The following is a 16,664-nucleotide window of genomic DNA, read 5'->3' as shown; positions in this document are numbered from 1 at the left end:
GACAGCTACCTTAGAATCCTGTTTTCCATCTGGTTGGATAAAACGAAAACAGGTGTTCGATGCTCAAAGGGTTGGCAGCGTTCGTGATTTCGGCGCTCTGTGTCTGGCTTTTCATCATCGTGTTCGGTCAGACCTTTCCGTCAGCGCAATTGCACGAGGTCGGTGACTTTGCGGCGAACTCGTTGCTGATCGACGACGCAAAGCATCTGAAGCTGCTCGTCGGACATTACTCGCGCGTGGGGTTCAATCATCCCGGTCCTGCGCTTCTTTACGCGCTTGCCGCGGGCGAGATCGTATTTTTCGACCTGACGCACGCGGTCGCGTCGCCGTTTTCCGGTCAGATCCTTGCGGTTGCGCTGCTTTCCGCTTTCTGGATCGCGGCAATCGGGACGCTTTTGATCAGGATGCAGCAGGCGACGAGGGGCGCCACCGCGGCAGCTGTCGTCACCACGGCCCTATTCGTTGGTGTCACCGCTTACATCAACTACCAGGCCTTCGCGGGTCCCTGGTTCCCGCATCTCTACTACTTTGCCTTTGCGGCGTTCACGGTGTCCGTAGCCGCATTGATCATGGGACGCGCAGACGGGCTTATGCTCCTTGCCGTAAGCCTTGGATTTTTGCTGAACGGTCATGCTTCTTTTCTGGGTATGACGGCCGTCATGCTGGGGTGCGCGCTGATAGCCAATACCTGGATTTCCGTCAGATCGGGTTCCAATGAAACCTGGGTCTTGAGCCGGCAATTCCTCGCAGGCAATGTTCGAACGATTGCCGTTGCACTGGCGATCGTGGTGCTTTTCCTCATTCCTCTCGCGATCCAGACGATCCTTCATTTTCCCGGACCGCTCGCTGAATATGCCGCTTTTAGCCACGTCCACCGAGCGAATCGTTTAGTGGACGCCGCGCGCTTCGCCGGAGTTTTCTGGAGTAACGGACTCTTCGGCATCCTGCTGGGCGCGGCGGCTTGTGCTGTGCTCGTGACGAACGATCCCGCGCGCGACAATGAAAGCCGCGTCGCGCCTGAGCGTGCATTGTCGCTGGCGCTGGCGAGCGCGACAGTCGCCTTCGTCTTCTATGCCGCTTTCGGCGTCGACGATCTTTCGCTGACCTATGTCGGAATTTTCTACTACGTCGTTCCTGCTCTGGCGCTGACGCTGCTGGTCAAGCGCTTCGTCGACAATGTGGCAGCGGCGACCGTGCCCGTTGCCGTGATCGTTTGTGTGATCGTGGCGGCTTTCACGGCGATCCGGATTCATCAGCCGCCTGAAAACGTTTCCCAGTACGACGATCCGCGAATTCCGGCTGCTTACTCGACTATCCGCAATCTCGATGTGGGGAGCGGCATCGCGGTCTTCGACCTCGATGGATCCGCGGATTGGGAACGGCTGTGGCCAATTCTGGTGGGCATCGAAGCGTACGCGAAGCGTCAGGGCAGTGTGCCGTTTTGCATCGCGCAAAACTGGCAGCTCGTGTTCAGCCGAGCGGCGCACTGCACGCCTGACGAAATGCGAGGCGCCCACAGGCGTTTTCTGGTGTCGGCGGTGCCGAAGGAAGGAATGACCGGTGCGTTGAACGTTGCCGGCTTGTATTTTTATCCGCGCGAATCCGCGCAGTAGGCGAGCAAACGGCGGCGGTATCCGCGTTATGCGAATGCCGCCGCCGTTTTTTATCCCGACGCGATGACGCCGAAGCGCGTTAAGCAAACCCCTGCGGATTCGTCGACTGCCAGCGCCAGTGGTCCGCGCACATGCGCTCGATACCGAACTGCGCGCGCCAGCCGATGATCTTCTCGGCCGCGCTCGGGTCCGCGAAACACTGCGCGACGTCGCCCGGGCGGCGCGCGACGATCTCGTACGGCACCGGTCGGCCCGACGCCTTCTCGAACGAGCGCACCACGTCGAGCACGCTATAGCCCTGGCCCGTGCCCAGATTGACGACGAAGCTCGCATCGCGCTCGGCGAGCGCATCGAGCGCGGCGAGATGCCCGCGCGCGAGATCGACCACGTGGATGTAATCGCGCACGCCGGTGCCGTCGGGCGTCTCGTAGTCGCCGCCGAATACGCGCAGCTTTTCGAGCTTGCCGACCGCGACCTGCGCGACGTACGGCATCAGGTTGTTCGGAATGCCGGCCGGATCTTCGCCGATCAGGCCGCTCTCATGCGCGCCAACCGGATTGAAGTAGCGCAGCGTCGCGATGCGCCACGACGGGTCCGACACTTCCAGATCGCGCAAGATCTGCTCGGCAATCAGCTTCGATTGACCATACGGATTGGTCGCCGACAGCGGGAACGATTCGTCGATCGGCGAGCTTTTCGGCACGCCGTACACCGTGGCCGACGAACTGAACACGAACTGCTTGACGTTGCGATCGCGCATCACGCCGAGCAGCGTCAGCAGGCTGCCGACGTTGTTCGCGTAATACTCGATCGGCTTCGCGACCGATTCGCCGACCGCTTTCAGCGCCGCGAAATGGATCGCGCCGGTGATCGGATGCGCATCGAAAATGCGCTGCAGCGCGGCTGCGTCGCGCGCGTCGTTGTCATAGAAGCTCACCGCACGGCCGGTTATTTGCTCGACGCGCCGCAACGATTCGCGCTTGCTATTCACGAGGTTGTCGATCACCACGACGTCGTAGCCGCCGTTCAGCAGTTCGACGCAGGTGTGCGAGCCGATGAAACCCGCGCCGCCGGTTACCAGAATCGTGCCCTTTGTGGTCATGCTGTTGCTCCCATTAAAGTAAAACACCCGTGATTTTCTGGACCAGGTCTTTATACGTTTCGACGACCATGCGTTCGTCGAATTCGGTCGCGACTTTCTGCCGGCCGCGTTCCGCCATCGCGCGCCGCTCCGCGTCGCTCATATCGAGCATGCGCGCGAGACTCGCGGCGAGGCTCTGCGCATTACGCGCTTCGCACAACAAGCCGTTGACACCGTCGGCCACTACCTCGCGGCAGCCGGGCACGTCGGTCGCGACGATCGGCCGGCCCATCGCCGATGCTTCCATCAGCGTGCGCGGCACGCCTTCGCGATACGACGGTAGCACGACACAATCGGCATCGGCGATGAACGGCCGCACGTCGTGCGCTTCGCCCAGATATTCGATCACGCCCTCCTGTTCCCACGCGGCGACTTCGTCGCGCGTGATCGCGCTCGGATTGTCGACGCCGACCGGCCCGAGCAACTGGAAGCGCGCATGAGGATAGCGCGCGCGCAATTGCCGCGCGGCCTCGACGTATTCGCCGACGCCCTTGTCCCACAGCAGCCGCCCGATCAGCACGAAGCGAAACTCCGCCCGAGCGCGCAGCGGCGTGAACGCGAACTGTTCGAGATCGACGCCCTCGCCGTGCAACAGCCGCGCGCGCTCGGGATGCGCGAGCAGCTTGCCGTCGATGAACGCGGCCTGATCGTCGCGATTCAGGAACCACACTTCACGCGGAAAGCGGAACGCGAAACGATACAGCCTTTTAGCAATCTGCGCGGCGCGGCTGTGCTGGATGAACACATAGCCGAGCCCCGTGGTGACCGCCACCGACTGCACGCCAGCCAGCTTCGCCGCGATCGAGCCGTAGATATTCGGCTTGATCGTGTAGTGAAACACCACGTGCGGACGGATCGTCCTGTACTGCCGATAGAGCGCGAAGAGCGTGCGCAGATCTTCGCCCGGACTCGTGCCCTTCGACGCCATCGGCAGCTCGATGCAACGGCAGCCCATCGCGGCGAGCAGCTCGAACGTGCGGTCGCGCGGCGCAAGCACCGTCACATCGACCCCGCGCCCGATCAGTGTGCGGATCAGCCCTTGCCGATACGTATAGATTGCCCAGGCCGTGTTGCAGACGAGTGTAATGCGCAGCGCGGGCGTCGACTTGAAAGAGGGCTTCATGCGAAAAAGGGCACGGCGTTGAATGAAGTGTGGACCAGTGATACGAAAACAGCGCCGTACGCAGCGGCGCGAAGCTCAGCGAACCATGCGGCAGCGACAGCGCTCACACGCGGCGCGCCTCAACGGCTCGCGCGCGGCGTGAGCAGCGCGCGCTTGACCCGCTGCAACGTGCGATAAGGCAGCAGCAGATGCGACAGATTCTTCGCGAGGCCCAGCCAGTCGTATGGATTGGCCACGTTGAAATAGCGCAACTGCAAACGCAGCGTCGAACCGATCTGCCGGCGCCGCTTCGTCGCGCTGATGCCGCCTTCGTTCAGCTCATAGAAAAGGCCGAGCTCCGGCAGATTCGCGCAGTCGTAGCGTTCCATCAGACGTAAGAACAGATCGAGGTCCTCGGCCGAAGGATACGCGGCGCGGTAGTTGCCGACTGTGCGGACGGCATCGATACGCAGCATCATCGACGGATGCGCGAGGCACGAGCGGAAAAAGCGCTGGCGCCGAATTACATGGGGCTCGGCCGGCGGCGTCAGCATGAAAAGCGGCTCGCCCGCACGCGTGACGACCTGGGTCCACATGCCGAGGCCCGCCACGTTCGGATGCGCTCCCATGAACGCGCGCTGCTTCGCGAGCCGCTGGGGCACCGCGCGATCGCCCGCGTCGATGCGCGCCGCAAAACGAAAGCCGCGCTGCGCGAGCGCATCGATGCCGGTTTGCAGCGCGCGCTCGATGCCGCTGTTGCGCGCCATGCGCAGCACTTCGATCTTCAGGTTCGGCAGCGTGGGCGCGACGATCGGCGGTGTGCTGCCGTCATCGACGATCAAAACGTGCACCAGCGCACTTTCTTCAAACGACGCGAGCGTAGAATCGACGTCCGCCTGGCCGTTGTAGGCGGGCATCAGCACCGCGACGTCGTCGAGCGTGGTTTGCGCGGTGGCGGATGAATTCGTCATGGGCGCAATTTGAAACGGATGTAATAAAGATTAACCGAGGCGGCCGCCAGATAGCCGGCCGCGAGGCCGACGAGCGCGCCATACGCGCCGAGTCGCGGGATCGCCAATAGATTGACGGCGAACGCGACGGCGAGCGCGAGCAGCCACTTCGCCAGCAACACGAACTTGGCCTGATACTTGAGCACGACCAGATTGCCGATCGCCTCGATACCGGCGGGCACCGACAGCCACACGGCCCAGCGGAAGATCTCGATCGCGCCTTCGAAATCCGGCCCGAACACGCGGCGGATGATGAAGCCCGCGAGCAGATCGAGCACGAACGCGCCGCACACCATCAGCACGGCGGTCAGCGCGGTGAGCCGCCACATGTTGCGGCGCAGTTGCGCGATGCCTTGCACGCGGTAGACGAAGGCGGGCGCAATGGTTTGCGCGAGCATCAGCGCGAGCGTGATCCAGTTTTCATTCAACTGCTGGGCGGCCGAGTAGCGTCCGAGGTCGGCGAACGAAATCGCGCGCTCGAGCATCAGCCGGTCCAGCTTCAGGAACAGATACATACAGATGAGCCCGAGCCAGAATACCGTGCCCGCGCTCGCGAAGTGCTTGAAGAGCGAACGTTCGACATGCCAGCCCAGCTTGCCGCCATGCCGGCGCATGAAGTAGAGCAACAGCACCGCGCCGATCGCCGCCGATTCGAGCGCCCACAGCCAGCCGAAACGTGCGGGCGCGGCCGTCGCGCGCACCAGCAGATAGACGAGGCCGGCCTTGATCACAGCGGTGCTCATGCTGGTCAGCAACTGCGGCTTGCTGTAGGTCATGCTTTGCAGCCACGCGTTGATCACGCCGACGAACGGCTCGCGAAACAGCATCGTGAGCGCGAGGCCGGCGAGCATCGCGCCGACGAGCGGCTCGAAGAAATGCAGCGCAATGCCGAGCCACGTGAGCAGCAGCGCGACGGCCGAGACGGAGAAACGCAACGCGAACGCGCTGCCGAGTACGGTACCGAGTTGTTCGGGCGGCCGGTTGACGATGGTCGGTACGAGGATTTCCGCGCCGCACACCCATGTGATCGGCGACAGCACCAGCAGCAGCGTGTTCGCGTACTGCCATTTGCCGAACGTATCGGGTCCGAAATAACGCGCGAGGATGCCGCTGATCACGATTGCCACGCCGATCTGCGTGAGCCGTTCGAGACCCAGCCAGACGATGTTCGTAAACGCGCGCGTGACGTCGGGATTGGCGAAGCGCTTGAGTGTCAGCATCCGTTGGCCGCTCGCCGCTGCGCGTCGGTCAAGCCACCTCGTGCGGCCATGCATGCGGCGCTATGCGCGTTCGCCCGCCCGGCCGGCAGCCACGGCAACTTTACAAAGGGAGGGCGTCTAAGCATTAGAATGGCGTTATTCAGGCTGGTCAGAAGAACGCAATTATAAGTTGGAACCGGACCGCTTCCGGCAAGGGCGCAACGAGGCGTGATAACGCGATTTTTTAACGCGCGTATTACGGTGGTTTTTAATGCGATTTTTTCCGCGTTTTTACCGGTTATCGTCTGTGCGCAGGTCAAAATTTTCCATTGCACGCAAGTGAGCCAACATGATCTCCAAATCGATTTTCAAGGCGTATGACATTCGTGGCGTCATTGGCAAGACGCTCGACGCGGACGCAGCGCGTTCCATCGGCCGCGCCTTCGGCAGCGAAGTGCGCGCGCAGGGCGGCGACGCGGTCGTGGTCGCGCGCGACGGGCGCCTGTCGGGCCCCGAACTGATCGGCGCGCTGTCCGACGGCCTACGTGCGGCCGGCGTCGACGTCGTGAACGTGGGTATGGTGCCCACGCCGGTCGGCTACTTCGCGGCGAGCGTACCGTTGAAGCTCGCGGGCGGCGAGCGCCGGGTCGACTCGTGCATCGTCGTGACCGGTAGCCATAATCCGCCGGACTACAACGGCTTCAAGATGGTCCTGCGCGGCGCGGCCATTTACGGCGAGCAGATCCTCGCTCTGCATCAGCGCATCGTCGACGAGAACTTCGCCGACGGTAACGGCAGCTACACCGAATACGACATCGCCGACGCGTATCTCGAGCGCATCGCGAGCGACGTGAAGCTCGCGCGTCCGATCAAGATCGTCGTCGATACCGGCAACGGCGTGGCCGGCGCGCTCGCACCGAAGCTGTTCAAAAAGCTCGGTTGCGAACTGGTCGAGCTGTTCACCGAAGTCGACGGCAACTTCCCGAATCACCACCCGGACCCGGCGCACCCGGAGAACCTCGAAGACGTGATTCGCGCGCTGAAGGAAACCGATGCGGAAATCGGCTTCGCGTTCGACGGCGACGGCGACCGCCTGGGCGTCGTCACCAAGGATGGCCAGATCATCTACCCGGACCGTCAGCTGATGCTGTTCGCCGAAGAAGTGCTGTCTCGCAACAAGGGCGCGCAGATCATCTACGACGTGAAGTGCACGCGCAATCTCGCGAAGTGGGTCAAGGACAAGGGCGGCGAGCCGCTGATGTGGAAGACCGGCCACTCGCTCGTGAAGGCGAAGCTGCGCGAAACCGGCGCGCCGCTGGCCGGTGAAATGAGCGGACACGTGTTCTTCAAGGACCGCTGGTATGGTTTCGACGACGGCCTGTACACCGGCGCGCGTCTGCTCGAGATCCTCACGCGCGTCGCCGACCCGAGCAAGCTGCTGAACTCGCTGCCGAATTCGCACTCCACGCCCGAGCTGCAACTGAAGCTCGAGGAAGGCGAGAACTTCGAGCTGATCGCGCGTTTGCAGCAGAACGCCAAGTTCACCGGCGCGGACAACGTCGTGAAGATCGACGGTCTGCGCGTCGAGTATCCGGACGGCTTCGGCCTCGCGCGTTCGTCGAATACGACGCCGGTCGTCGTGATGCGTTTCGAAGCCGACAACGACGCGGCGCTCAAGCGCATCCAGGACGACTTCCGCCGCGTGATTCTCGCGGAGAAGGCCGATGCGAAACTGCCGTTCTGACGGCTGATGCGGCGGCGCGCTTCGATATTCGTCAAGACGGATCGAAGCTCGCCGCTACCGAACGCGGCGCGGGTTGCCTTACCGCGCCGCGTTTTTCATGTCTTTGATATCCGACGCGCTAGAATTGCGGTCCTTTCAACGCATCTTCGAGCCGGATAGCCGGTTTTCCCACTCTTGAGCGCGCAAAAGATACTCATCGTGAGGGTGTCGTCGCTGGGCGACGTCGTTCACAACATGCCCGTGATCGCCGACATCCGGCGCCGCCATCCCGAAGCGCAGATCGACTGGCTCGTCGAGGAGAGCTTCGTCGGGCTCGTGGAGCTCGTGAGCGGCGTGCGGCGCGCGATTCCGGTGTCGCTGCGGCGCTGGCGCAAGCGCATCCTGTCCGTCGACAACTGGCGCGAGATCGGCGCGTTTCGTCGCGCGCTCGCCGCCGAGCACTACGATCTGGTGATCGACTGCCAGGGGCTCATCAAGACCGCGTGGGTCGCTAGCATGGCGCGCGGACCTCTCGTCGGCCTCGGCAACCGCACCGACGGCGCCGGCTACGAATGGCCGGTGCGCTTCTTCTACGGGCGGCGCGTGCCGATCGCGCCACGCACGCACGTGGTCGAACGCACGCGGCAACTGGTGGCCGCGGCGCTGAACGATCCGCCGCCGCAACCCACCGACGACATCGACTTCGGTCTCGATACGGGCCGTGCCGCGCTCGCGCTGTCGCAAGCCAATCTGAATCTGCCGGTGCCGTACGTGGTGTTCGTGCACGCGACTTCGCGCGCCGACAAGCAGTGGCCCGACGCCGCGTGGATCGAACTCGGGCAAACGCTGGTGCGGCGCGGCGCGTCGATCGTGCTGCCGTGGGGCAGCGACGCCGAGCGCGCGACCAGCGAGCGGCTCGCGAAGGAATTCGGCGCGGCCGCGATCGTGCCGCCGAAGCTGTCGCTGCCGGCGGTGGTCGGGCTGATCGATGGCGCGGCCGCGACGGTCGGGGTCGACACAGGTCTGGTCCACATCGCGGCGGCGCTGAAGCGGCCCACGGTCGAGTTGTACAATTTCTCGACTGCGTGGCGCACCGGCGGGTACTGGTCGCCGAACGTCGTCAATCTCGGCGCGGCCGGTCAGCCGGCTACGCTGCAGCAGGTCAAGTCGGCGCTGGCCGCGTTTGGTTTGCTGTAACCCGGGCCGGCAGTCATCAGCACGGGCTGTCACCCGCCGGTGCGCTTCGCCTTGCGCACCCTCCGTTCCCAAGGGCGATCATGAACGAATCCCAGATCATCGAAGTAGCGAACGCCGACTGGCACGGCTGCAACCTGTCCGTGCCGCGCGAGACGCTGCTCGCCGGCGTCGAGCGCGGCAAGGTGCTGTACTTCCCGAACCTGCGCTTCGCGATCGACGGCGGCGAGCAGGCGCTGCTCGACCCGGCGCTCGCCGATCCGAACCGCAAGAACATCAGCCTCGAACCGAACGGCGGCGCGCTGCACGGCGTGGCCGGCGATGCGGTCACGCAATCGGCGGTGCGCGCGTTGATCGCGCGTTATCAGGCGAATGCGCGCACGCTCGTCGACGGGCTCTTTCCCGAGTACAACGGCAAATTGCGTGTCGCGCCGACGAGCCTGCGGCTGCATCAGGTCGAGACACGCGAAACCTCGTGGCGCAAGGACGACAGCCGTCTGCACGTCGATGCGTTTCCGTCGCGGCCTAACTACGGCGAGCGCATCCTGCGCGTGTTCACCAACGTGAACCCACATGGCGTGCCGCGCGTATGGCGCGTCGGCGAGCCGTTCGAGGACATGGCGCAGCGCTTCCTGCCGCGCATCAAGCCGCAGATGCCGGGCTCCGCGTGGCTGCTGAACCTGCTGCATGTGACGAAGTCGCCGCGCAGCGAGTACGACCATCTGATGCTCAATCTGCACGACGGCATGAAGGCCGACCTCGACTATCAGAAGACGAGTCCGCAAGAGACCATGCCGTTTCCGCCGGGCAGCGTGTGGGTGTGCTTCTCCGACCAGACTTCGCACGCGGTGATGTCCGGCCAGTTCATGCTGGAGCAGACTTTCTTCCTGCCGGTGAAGGCGATGGCGCAGCCGGAATGCGCGCCGCTCGGCATTCTCGAGCGCCTGAAGGGCAGGGCGCTGGTTTGAGCGCGGCGGTCGATTCGAGGGCCGGGCAGGTGCCGGCCCGCATCGCGCGTATCAGCGCCGGAGACTTTGCGACGAAGACGAACCACGCGGAGCGCCGATGCTAAGAGCGATCTATCGCGCGCTCTGGTGGCTGATCGCGCCGCTTGCCGTGCTGCGTCTGTTGATCCGTTCGCGCAAGGAGCGCGGTTACCGCGAGCATATCGGCGAGCGCTTCGGTTATTCGCGTGGACGCTTGCCCGAAGACAACGCGCCGTTGATCTGGGTGCATGCGGTGTCGGTTGGCGAGACGCGCGCCGCCCAGCCGCTGATCGATGCGCTGATGAAGGCGCGCCCCGACGCGCGCATTCTGCTCACGCACATGACGCCGAGCGGCCGCGCGACCGGCAGCGAAATTTTCGGCGACCGCGTGTTGCGCAGCTATCTACCGTACGACATGCCGCATGCGGTACGGCGCTTCTTGCGCGCGTGGCGGCCGTCGCTCGGTCTCGTGATGGAAACCGAGGTATGGCCGACCTTGATCGACGAATGCCGGCGCGCCGACGTGCCGCTCGTGCTGACCAATGCGCGGATGTCGGCGCGGTCGTTCAAGCGCGCGGCGAAGTTCGGCGGCGCGACGAAGGACGTGTTCGGCGGCTTCGCGCGCGTGCTCGCGCAGAGCCCGTCCGATGCCGAGCGGCTGACCTCGCTCGGCGCGCGCAACGTCGCGGTGCTCGGCAATCTCAAGTTCGACATGAGCACGCCGCCCGAACTCGCGGCGCGCGGCCACGCGTGGCGCGCGGCGATCGGCACGCGGCCCGTGTGGGTCGCGGCGAGCACGCGCGAGGGCGAAGAGGCGCTGGTGCTCGACGCGTTCGCGGCGCTCGGCGTCGACGATGCGCTGCTGATTCTGGTGCCGCGTCACCCGCAACGCTTCAATGAAGTCGCGGCGCTCGTCGAGAAGGCGGGGTTGCGGCTCGAACGCCGATCGAACTGGGCACCCGATGCCAAGGTCGCGTCGGCCGCGCGCATCGCCGGCGATGGCGTGCCACCGCTGCCGCGCGACGTGAACGTGCTGCTCGGCGATTCGATGGGCGAGTTGGGCGCTTACTACGCGGCATCGGATCTTGCGTTCATCGGCGGCAGTCTGCTGCCGCTCGGCGGACAGAACCTGATCGAAGCGTGCGCGGTCGGCGTGCCGGTGCTGATCGGGCCACACGTTTTCAACTTCACGCAGGCCACCGCCGATGCGGTCGCGGCCGGTGCCGCCGTGCAGGTGCAGGACCCGGCCGATCTGGCGCGCGCACTGCGCGAGCTGTTCGGCGACAAGTCGCGGCGGCTCGCGATGGGCGGTGCGGCTGCCGCGTTTGCGGCGAGGCATCGCGGGGCGACGGCGCGGACGGTGGATGTGTTGGCGGCGTTGTTGCCGGAGTGACCAAGGGTGCCGCGCGAAGTGGCCCCTGGTCTTGCGCTTCACGCGCCCACAAATAAGTTATTCTCCGCACATTGGGGTTCTGCAAGCACCGGCCCTGCCATCTGAACTGCTTTCTCAACACCTGCGATGACGCTTTTCACCGAACTCGGTTTTCAATGGGATCGCGCTGCGGTACCACAGAACATTCCGGTCCATTCGATCAAACGGGCGTGTTTCCGTTTTCATCGCATGCTGCCGGAATTCGTCTGGGATGCGAGTGTGCTGGAAGGGAATCCGTTTACGTTCCCCGAGGTTAAGACGCTTCTCGACGGCGTCACGGTTGGCGGACGGAAAATCTCCGACCAGGAACAGATCCTCAATCTCGCCGAGAGCTCGAAACGTCTGCTGGTGATCGTCCAAAACGGTCAGTTCGCACTCGACAAGGCGACTTTCTGCGACCTGCATCGCCTCGTCGCGCGTAACGAAGCGCTCGAATGGGGTGTTTTCCGCGGTGAAGGTGAAGAGACGCGCTATACGCCAGACGTCGCGTTGGGTGAGGCGGGGCGATATACGCCTTTGCCGACCGTGCCTGGTGCTCCAGAGCTCAACCGGGTTTTTGGCGCAGGTGTCCGCGCGCTCAGCGAAGAAGTTTCCAATTCATTCGAACGCGGCTGTGCGTTCTTCCTGTTCGGCGCGTTGCAGCAGTTTTTCTTCGACGGCAACAAGCGCACGTCACGCTTCATGATGAACGGCGTGCTGATGGCAAACGGTATCGATGCGATCAGCGTGCCCGCTCAGCGCGTGGCCGACTTCAACGAGAAGATGGTGCGCTTCTATCTGTCGAAGGATGGCAGCGAAATGATGGCATTCCTGCACGAATGCCATCCTGGCGAGTGACACGTCACTGGCTCACACCTTCAACAACCCCTTCTTCTCAATAAACTTCACCACCTCGTCGAGCCCCTCGAGCACCTTCAGATTGCACATCACGAAGGGCCGCTCGCCGCGCATCTTCTTCGCGTCCGACGCCATCACGTCGAGGTTCGCGCCCACCAGCGGCGCGAGATCCGTCTTGTTGATCACGAGCAGATCCGACTTCGTGATGCCGGGTCCGCCCTTGCGCGGAATCTTCTCGCCGCCCGCGACATCGATCACATAGATCGTCAGGTCCGACAACTCCGGGCTGAAGGTTGCCGCGAGATTGTCGCCACCCGATTCGATGAACACGATGTCGGCGTCCGGAAAACGCGTGAGCATGCGGTCCACCGCTTCGAGGTTGATCGACGCGTCCTCGCGGATCGCCGTGTGCGGGCAGCCGCCCGTCTCGACACCCATGATGCGCTCGGCCGGCAGCGCGCCCGCGACGGTCAGCAGACGCTGATCCTCTTTCGTATAGATGTCGTTCGTGATCGCGACGAGGTCGTACTGGTCGCGCATCGCCTTGCACAGCATTTCCAGCAGCGTGGTCTTGCCCGAGCCGACCGGGCCGCCGACGCCCACGCGCAGCGGCGGCAGCTTCTTCGTGCGGGTCTGGGTCGCTGTATGGGAAGCCGGATGATGAGGTGCGTTCATGATGGATCGTGGAAATCGTGTTACGAGCGGAAGAGCCGCGAATACTGCGACTCGTGGCGCGCCGACAGAATGCCGAGCTGCGGTGCGAATGTGTTGAGGCCGTCACGCGAAATGGCGAGCCCGCGCGCGACGGCTGCGTCGATCGGTTCGCGCAGCGCGACGATGATGCGCTGTCCCGCGAGCTGGCCGAGCGGCACCGCCTTCAACGCGGCGGCGGCCTGGTTCTCGACCCAGCTGAACGCGTAGGCGGCGAGCGCGGCATCGGTGGACGCATCGTGCGCGTAGGCGGCGAATGCGAACGCGCTCGGCAGCGCGAGCGGCGCGAGCGACGCGAGCGTTTCGCGCCTCGCCGCATCGCCCCATTCGAGCGACACGCACAACTGCCGCAGCGACCACCCCATCTGCTCGGTTTCGCGGCGCAGTTCGGCGGACTCGCGGCTCGCGAGGAATTCGGCGTTGGCGTCGGCGAGTTCGACGGCGTCGTGCGTGCGCCAGCGTTCGATCTGCTGCGCGAGGAACGGCAACTCGCCGCGCGCGAGCACGTCAGTCAGCCCGCACTCGATCCACGTGCGCGCGGAGTCGGCGTCGGTGATGAGTTGCGCTTCGATCGCCGCTTCGAGACCCTGCGAATAGCTGAACGCGCCGATCGGCAGCGCCGGCGACGCGAGATGCAGCAGCGCTGTGAGTTCAGCGATGCGCATGGTGATGCGAGTGGTGCCCATGTCCGCACGATTCGTCGTGCACGTGGTCATGGTCGTGGTCGTGCGAGTGCTCATGCCCATGATGCTCACCAAACACCTGTTGCGCGATCGCATAGTCCTCGGCGAACGTCTCGTCGTGCCCATGCTTGTGCCCGCCGCCATATGCACCGGTCTCAGGGTGGAACGGCAGCGACACCTGCTCGAGCGTCGCGCCGATGCGCTCGAGCATGTCGGCGAGCACCGGATCGTATTCGAGCTTCAGATAATCGGTGCCCACTTCGACCGGCGTATGACGATTGCCGAGGTGATACGCGGCGCGCGTCAACGTCAACGCGTCCGAAGCGCGTACCACAAGCACGGCGTCGTCAGCCGCGACGACACGCACGAGCCCGCCATCATCGGCGACGAGCACGTCGCCATCGCGCAGCACGGTGCCGCGCGGCAACAGCAAGGCGATTTCCTCGCCGTTATCGAGCGTCGCGGCAAGACGGCTCTTGCGGCGTTCATCGAACGCGAGCGTCAACGTCGGCGCTCGCTTGACGAGTACGGGCGCAACCTTCAGATGCGGCGCGAGAAGTTTGTTCAGTGTACGCATGGTCAGAACAGGAAATAGCGTTGCGCCATCGGCAGCACGGTGGCCGGATCGCAGGTCAGCAGCTGGCCGTCGGCGATCACCTGGTAGGTTTCCGGATCGACGCTGATGTTGGGGCGCCACGCGTTGTGAATCATGTCGGCCTTCGTCACGCTGCGGCAGTTCTTCACCGCGACGATGCGCTTTTCCAAACCATAGCGTTCGGCGACGTTCGCGTCGGCGGCGAGTTGCGACACGAAGGTCAGCGACGTGCGACCCAGCGCGCCACCGCGCGTCGCGAACATCTCGCGATAATGTACGGGCTGCGGCGTCGGAATCGATGCATTCGGATCTCCCATCTGCGCCATCGCGATCATGCCGCCCTTCAGGATCAGCGACGGCTTGATGCCGAAAAACGCCGGCTCCCAGAACACCAGATCGGCCCACTTGCCAGGCTCGATCGAGCCGACCTCATGCGCGATGCCGTGCGTGATCGCCGGATTGATCGTGTACTTCGCGACGTAGCGCTTCGCGCGGAAATTGTCGCGACGCGCGTTGTCCTCGGGCAGCGCGCCGCGTTGCACCTTCATCTTGTGCGCGGTCTGCCACGTGCGGATGATCACTTCGCCGACGCGGCCCATCGCCTGCGAATCCGAAGATAGCATCGAAAGCGCGCCGAGATCGTGCAGGATGTCCTCGGCCGCGATCGTCTCGCGGCGAATCCGCGATTCGGCGAACGCGATGTCTTCCGCAATCGACGGATCGAGGTGATGGCACACCATCAGCATGTCGAGATGCTCGTCGAGCGTGTTGACCGTGTACGGCCGTGTCGGATTCGTCGACGACGGCAGCACGTTCGCTTCGCCGCACACCTTGATGATGTCCGGCGCGTGGCCGCCGCCCGCGCCTTCGGTGTGATAGGTGTGGATCGTGCGGCCCTTGAACGCTGCAACGGTCGTTTCGACGAAGCCCGCTTCGTTCAGCGTATCGGTGTGGATCGCAACCTGCGTGTCGGTATCGTCGGCGACGGAAAGACAGTTGTCGATCGCCGCGGGTGTCGTGCCCCAGTCCTCGTGCAGCTTCAGGCCGATCGCGCCAGCGGCGATCTGTTCGGTCAGCGGTGCCGGCTGGCTCACGTTGCCCTTGCCGAGAAAGCCGAGATTCATCGGATAACCATCGGCCGCTTGCAGCATGCGTTCGAGATGCCACGGCCCCGGCGTGCAGGTCGTCGCATTCGTGCCGGTCGCGGGGCCGGTGCCGCCGCCGAGCATCGTCGTCACGCCGCTCGCGAGCGCTTCCTCGATCTGCTGCGGGCTGATGAAGTGGATGTGCGTATCGATGCCGCCCGCGGTCACGATCAGCCCTTCGCCCGCGATCACTTCGGTGGCCGCGCCAATCGCGATCGTCACGTTCGGCTGAATGTCGGGATTGCCGGCCTTGCCGATCGCCGCGATGCGGCCGTCCTTGATGCCGATGTCGGCCTTCACGATGCCCCAGTGATCGAGGATCACCGCATTCGTCACGACGGTATCCACGACCTCGGCATGCACGCGCTGCGACTGGCCCATGCCGTCGCGAATCACCTTGCCGCCGCCGAACTTGACCTCTTCGCCGTAGGTTGTGAAGTCGCGTTCGATCTCGATCAGAAGTTCGGTGTCGGCGAGGCGCACGCGGTCGCCGGTGGTGGGGCCGAACATCTCCGCGTACGCGCGGCGGCCAATGCGTAGTGTCATGGTGTGGGTCCGGAGTGAGCTACAAGCGGGCTAAAAGCAACGCATGGCGGAGCAGGGCGGTCGAAACGCCAGGGCGCGGGCAGCGCATCACAGCTTGCCCATCACCTTGCCGTTGAAGCCGTACACGACGCGCTCGCCCGCCAGCGCGACGAGTTCGACCGTGCGCTCCTGGCCGGGCTCGAAGCGCACCGCGGTACCCGCCGCGATATTCAGCCGAAAGCCGCGCGCCGCTTGGCGATCGAATGACAGCGCGGCGTTCACTTCGTAGAAGTGGTAATGCGAGCCGATCTGCACGGGACGGTCGCCGGTATTCGACACGACCACCGTGACCGTCGCGCGGCCCGCGTTCAGTTCGTGCTCGCCGTCGTCGATGAGGAGTTCGCCGGGAATCATGGGGCCTGCCTTGACGAAGAGGACTTCAGGGAATCGGATGATGGACGGTGACGAGCTTGGTGCCGTCGGGGAACGTCGCTTCGACCTGGATGTCGGGGATCATTTCGGGGACCCCCTCCATCACGTCGGCGCGCGTGAGCAGCGTGGTGCCGTAGTGCATCACCTCGGCGACGCTCTTGCCGTCGCGCGCGGCTTCCATCAGCGCGGCGGTGATGAAGGCGACCGCTTCCGGATAGTTCAGCTTGAGGCCGCGCGCACGGCGCCGTTCGGCGAGCAGCGCGGCGGTGAAGATCAGCAGCTTGTCCTTCTCGCGAGGTGTCAGCTTCATCGGGGTGTGGGTCTCGGCGTTGAGGT

At 64.3% G+C, this 16,664-nt stretch carries 16 protein-coding genes; 6 read left to right on the top strand and 10 right to left on the bottom strand.

What is annotated here, in order from left to right:
* Positions 1–59 precede the first annotated feature (59 nt).
* The gene (locus G5S42_RS26015) at positions 60–1,613 is read left to right on the top strand and encodes a hypothetical protein (protein ID WP_176109364.1); all 1,554 of its coding nucleotides are present in this window, start codon (positions 60–62) and stop codon (positions 1,611–1,613) included.
* A 79-nt stretch (positions 1,614–1,692) separates the two neighbouring features.
* On the opposite strand, the gene galE is transcribed toward G5S42_RS26015, so the two are convergent.
* The 4 genes from galE to G5S42_RS25995 form a co-directional block, all read right to left on the bottom strand.
* Complete coding sequence (galE, locus tag G5S42_RS26010) at positions 1,693–2,715, bottom strand: UDP-glucose 4-epimerase GalE (RefSeq protein WP_176109363.1); 1,023 nt, start codon at positions 2,713–2,715, stop codon at positions 1,693–1,695.
* Positions 2,716–2,728: 13 nt separating this feature from the next.
* A complete protein-coding gene (locus G5S42_RS26005) occupies positions 2,729–3,877 on the bottom strand; it encodes a glycosyltransferase family 4 protein (protein ID WP_176109362.1) in 1,149 nt (382 codons plus the stop codon).
* Positions 3,878–3,996: 119 nt separating this feature from the next.
* Positions 3,997–4,827 (bottom strand): glycosyltransferase, encoded by an 831-nt coding sequence (locus tag G5S42_RS26000; RefSeq protein ID WP_176109361.1) that lies wholly within the window; start codon positions 4,825–4,827, stop codon positions 3,997–3,999.
* Positions 4,824–6,086: an oligosaccharide flippase family protein gene (locus G5S42_RS25995; protein WP_176109360.1), complete on the bottom strand. Its 1,263-nt coding sequence runs from the start codon at positions 6,084–6,086 to the stop codon at positions 4,824–4,826. Before G5S42_RS25995 ends, G5S42_RS26000 begins: the two co-directional genes overlap by 4 nt.
* Before the next feature lie 328 nt (positions 6,087–6,414).
* Between G5S42_RS25995 and G5S42_RS25990 the strand changes: the two genes are divergently transcribed.
* The 5 genes from G5S42_RS25990 to G5S42_RS25970 all read left to right on the top strand — a co-directional run bounded on the left by G5S42_RS25990 (position 6,415) and on the right by G5S42_RS25970 (position 12,237).
* On the top strand, positions 6,415–7,809 hold the full coding sequence (locus G5S42_RS25990; RefSeq protein WP_176109359.1) for a phosphomannomutase/phosphoglucomutase: 1,395 nt from the start codon (positions 6,415–6,417) through the stop codon (positions 7,807–7,809).
* A 234-nt stretch (positions 7,810–8,043) separates the two neighbouring features.
* On the top strand, positions 8,044–8,985 hold the full coding sequence (waaC, locus tag G5S42_RS25985; protein ID WP_246392210.1) for a lipopolysaccharide heptosyltransferase I: 942 nt from the start codon (positions 8,044–8,046) through the stop codon (positions 8,983–8,985).
* Positions 8,986–9,065: 80 nt separating this feature from the next.
* Complete coding sequence (kdoO, locus tag G5S42_RS25980; RefSeq protein WP_176109357.1) at positions 9,066–9,950, top strand: Kdo hydroxylase KdoO; 885 nt, start codon at positions 9,066–9,068, stop codon at positions 9,948–9,950.
* 97 nt (positions 9,951–10,047) lie between these two features.
* Positions 10,048–11,361 carry a lipid IV(A) 3-deoxy-D-manno-octulosonic acid transferase gene (waaA, locus tag G5S42_RS25975; RefSeq protein WP_176109356.1) on the top strand — a complete coding sequence of 438 codons (1,314 nt, stop codon included), beginning with the start codon at positions 10,048–10,050 and terminating at the stop codon, positions 11,359–11,361.
* A 126-nt stretch (positions 11,362–11,487) separates the two neighbouring features.
* On the top strand, positions 11,488–12,237 hold the full coding sequence (locus tag G5S42_RS25970) for a Fic family protein (RefSeq protein ID WP_176109355.1): 750 nt from the start codon (positions 11,488–11,490) through the stop codon (positions 12,235–12,237).
* A 12-nt stretch (positions 12,238–12,249) separates the two neighbouring features.
* On the opposite strand, the gene ureG is transcribed toward G5S42_RS25970, so the two are convergent.
* The 6 genes from ureG to ureA form a co-directional block, all read right to left on the bottom strand.
* Positions 12,250–12,912, bottom strand: coding sequence for an urease accessory protein UreG (gene ureG, locus G5S42_RS25965; RefSeq protein ID WP_176109354.1), 663 nt, complete (start codon positions 12,910–12,912; stop codon positions 12,250–12,252).
* A 20-nt stretch (positions 12,913–12,932) separates the two neighbouring features.
* The gene (locus G5S42_RS25960; protein WP_176110642.1) at positions 12,933–13,613 is read right to left on the bottom strand and encodes an urease accessory protein UreF; all 681 of its coding nucleotides are present in this window, start codon (positions 13,611–13,613) and stop codon (positions 12,933–12,935) included.
* Positions 13,600–14,208, bottom strand: coding sequence for an urease accessory protein UreE (ureE, locus tag G5S42_RS25955; protein ID WP_176109353.1), 609 nt, complete (start codon positions 14,206–14,208; stop codon positions 13,600–13,602). Before ureE ends, G5S42_RS25960 begins: the two co-directional genes overlap by 14 nt.
* A 2-nt stretch (positions 14,209–14,210) precedes the next feature.
* Positions 14,211–15,917, bottom strand: a complete 1,707-nt coding sequence (gene ureC / locus G5S42_RS25950) for an urease subunit alpha (RefSeq protein WP_176109352.1) — start codon at positions 15,915–15,917, stop codon at positions 14,211–14,213.
* An 87-nt stretch (positions 15,918–16,004) separates the two neighbouring features.
* On the bottom strand, positions 16,005–16,310 hold the full coding sequence (locus tag G5S42_RS25945) for an urease subunit beta (RefSeq protein WP_176109351.1): 306 nt from the start codon (positions 16,308–16,310) through the stop codon (positions 16,005–16,007).
* 25 nt (positions 16,311–16,335) lie between these two features.
* Positions 16,336–16,638, bottom strand: coding sequence for an urease subunit gamma (gene ureA / locus G5S42_RS25940; protein WP_008923043.1), 303 nt, complete (start codon positions 16,636–16,638; stop codon positions 16,336–16,338).
* Positions 16,639–16,664: the final 26 nt, after the last annotated feature.

It is taken from the genome of Paraburkholderia youngii, from assembly GCF_013366925.1.
In the GTDB taxonomy this organism is placed as follows: domain Bacteria; phylum Pseudomonadota; class Gammaproteobacteria; order Burkholderiales; family Burkholderiaceae; genus Paraburkholderia; species Paraburkholderia youngii.
The sequence above is the reverse complement of the archived record's forward strand: the minus strand, read 5'-3'. Positions and strand labels throughout refer to the sequence as shown.

Coding starts and splice junctions, on each gene's coding strand:
- G5S42_RS26015 (WP_176109364.1), top strand. CDS start 60: ATGCTCAAAGGGTTGGCAGCGTTCGTGATTTCGGCGCTCTGTGTCTGG.
- galE (WP_176109363.1), bottom strand. CDS start 2,715: ATGACCACAAAGGGCACGATTCTGGTAACCGGCGGCGCGGGTTTCATC.
- G5S42_RS26005 (WP_176109362.1), bottom strand. CDS start 3,877: ATGAAGCCCTCTTTCAAGTCGACGCCCGCGCTGCGCATTACACTCGTC.
- G5S42_RS26000 (WP_176109361.1), bottom strand. CDS start 4,827: ATGACGAATTCATCCGCCACCGCGCAAACCACGCTCGACGACGTCGCG.
- G5S42_RS25995 (WP_176109360.1), bottom strand. CDS start 6,086: ATGCTGACACTCAAGCGCTTCGCCAATCCCGACGTCACGCGCGCGTTT.
- G5S42_RS25990 (WP_176109359.1), top strand. CDS start 6,415: ATGATCTCCAAATCGATTTTCAAGGCGTATGACATTCGTGGCGTCATT.
- waaC (WP_246392210.1), top strand. CDS start 8,044: ATGCCCGTGATCGCCGACATCCGGCGCCGCCATCCCGAAGCGCAGATC.
- kdoO (WP_176109357.1), top strand. CDS start 9,066: ATGAACGAATCCCAGATCATCGAAGTAGCGAACGCCGACTGGCACGGC.
- waaA (WP_176109356.1), top strand. CDS start 10,048: ATGCTAAGAGCGATCTATCGCGCGCTCTGGTGGCTGATCGCGCCGCTT.
- G5S42_RS25970 (WP_176109355.1), top strand. CDS start 11,488: ATGACGCTTTTCACCGAACTCGGTTTTCAATGGGATCGCGCTGCGGTA.
- ureG (WP_176109354.1), bottom strand. CDS start 12,912: ATGAACGCACCTCATCATCCGGCTTCCCATACAGCGACCCAGACCCGC.
- G5S42_RS25960 (WP_176110642.1), bottom strand. CDS start 13,613: ATGCGCATCGCTGAACTCACAGCGCTGCTGCATCTCGCGTCGCCGGCG.
- ureE (WP_176109353.1), bottom strand. CDS start 14,208: ATGCGTACACTGAACAAACTTCTCGCGCCGCATCTGAAGGTTGCGCCC.
- ureC (WP_176109352.1), bottom strand. CDS start 15,917: ATGACACTACGCATTGGCCGCCGCGCGTACGCGGAGATGTTCGGCCCC.
- G5S42_RS25945 (WP_176109351.1), bottom strand. CDS start 16,310: ATGATTCCCGGCGAACTCCTCATCGACGACGGCGAGCACGAACTGAAC.
- ureA (WP_008923043.1), bottom strand. CDS start 16,638: ATGAAGCTGACACCTCGCGAGAAGGACAAGCTGCTGATCTTCACCGCC.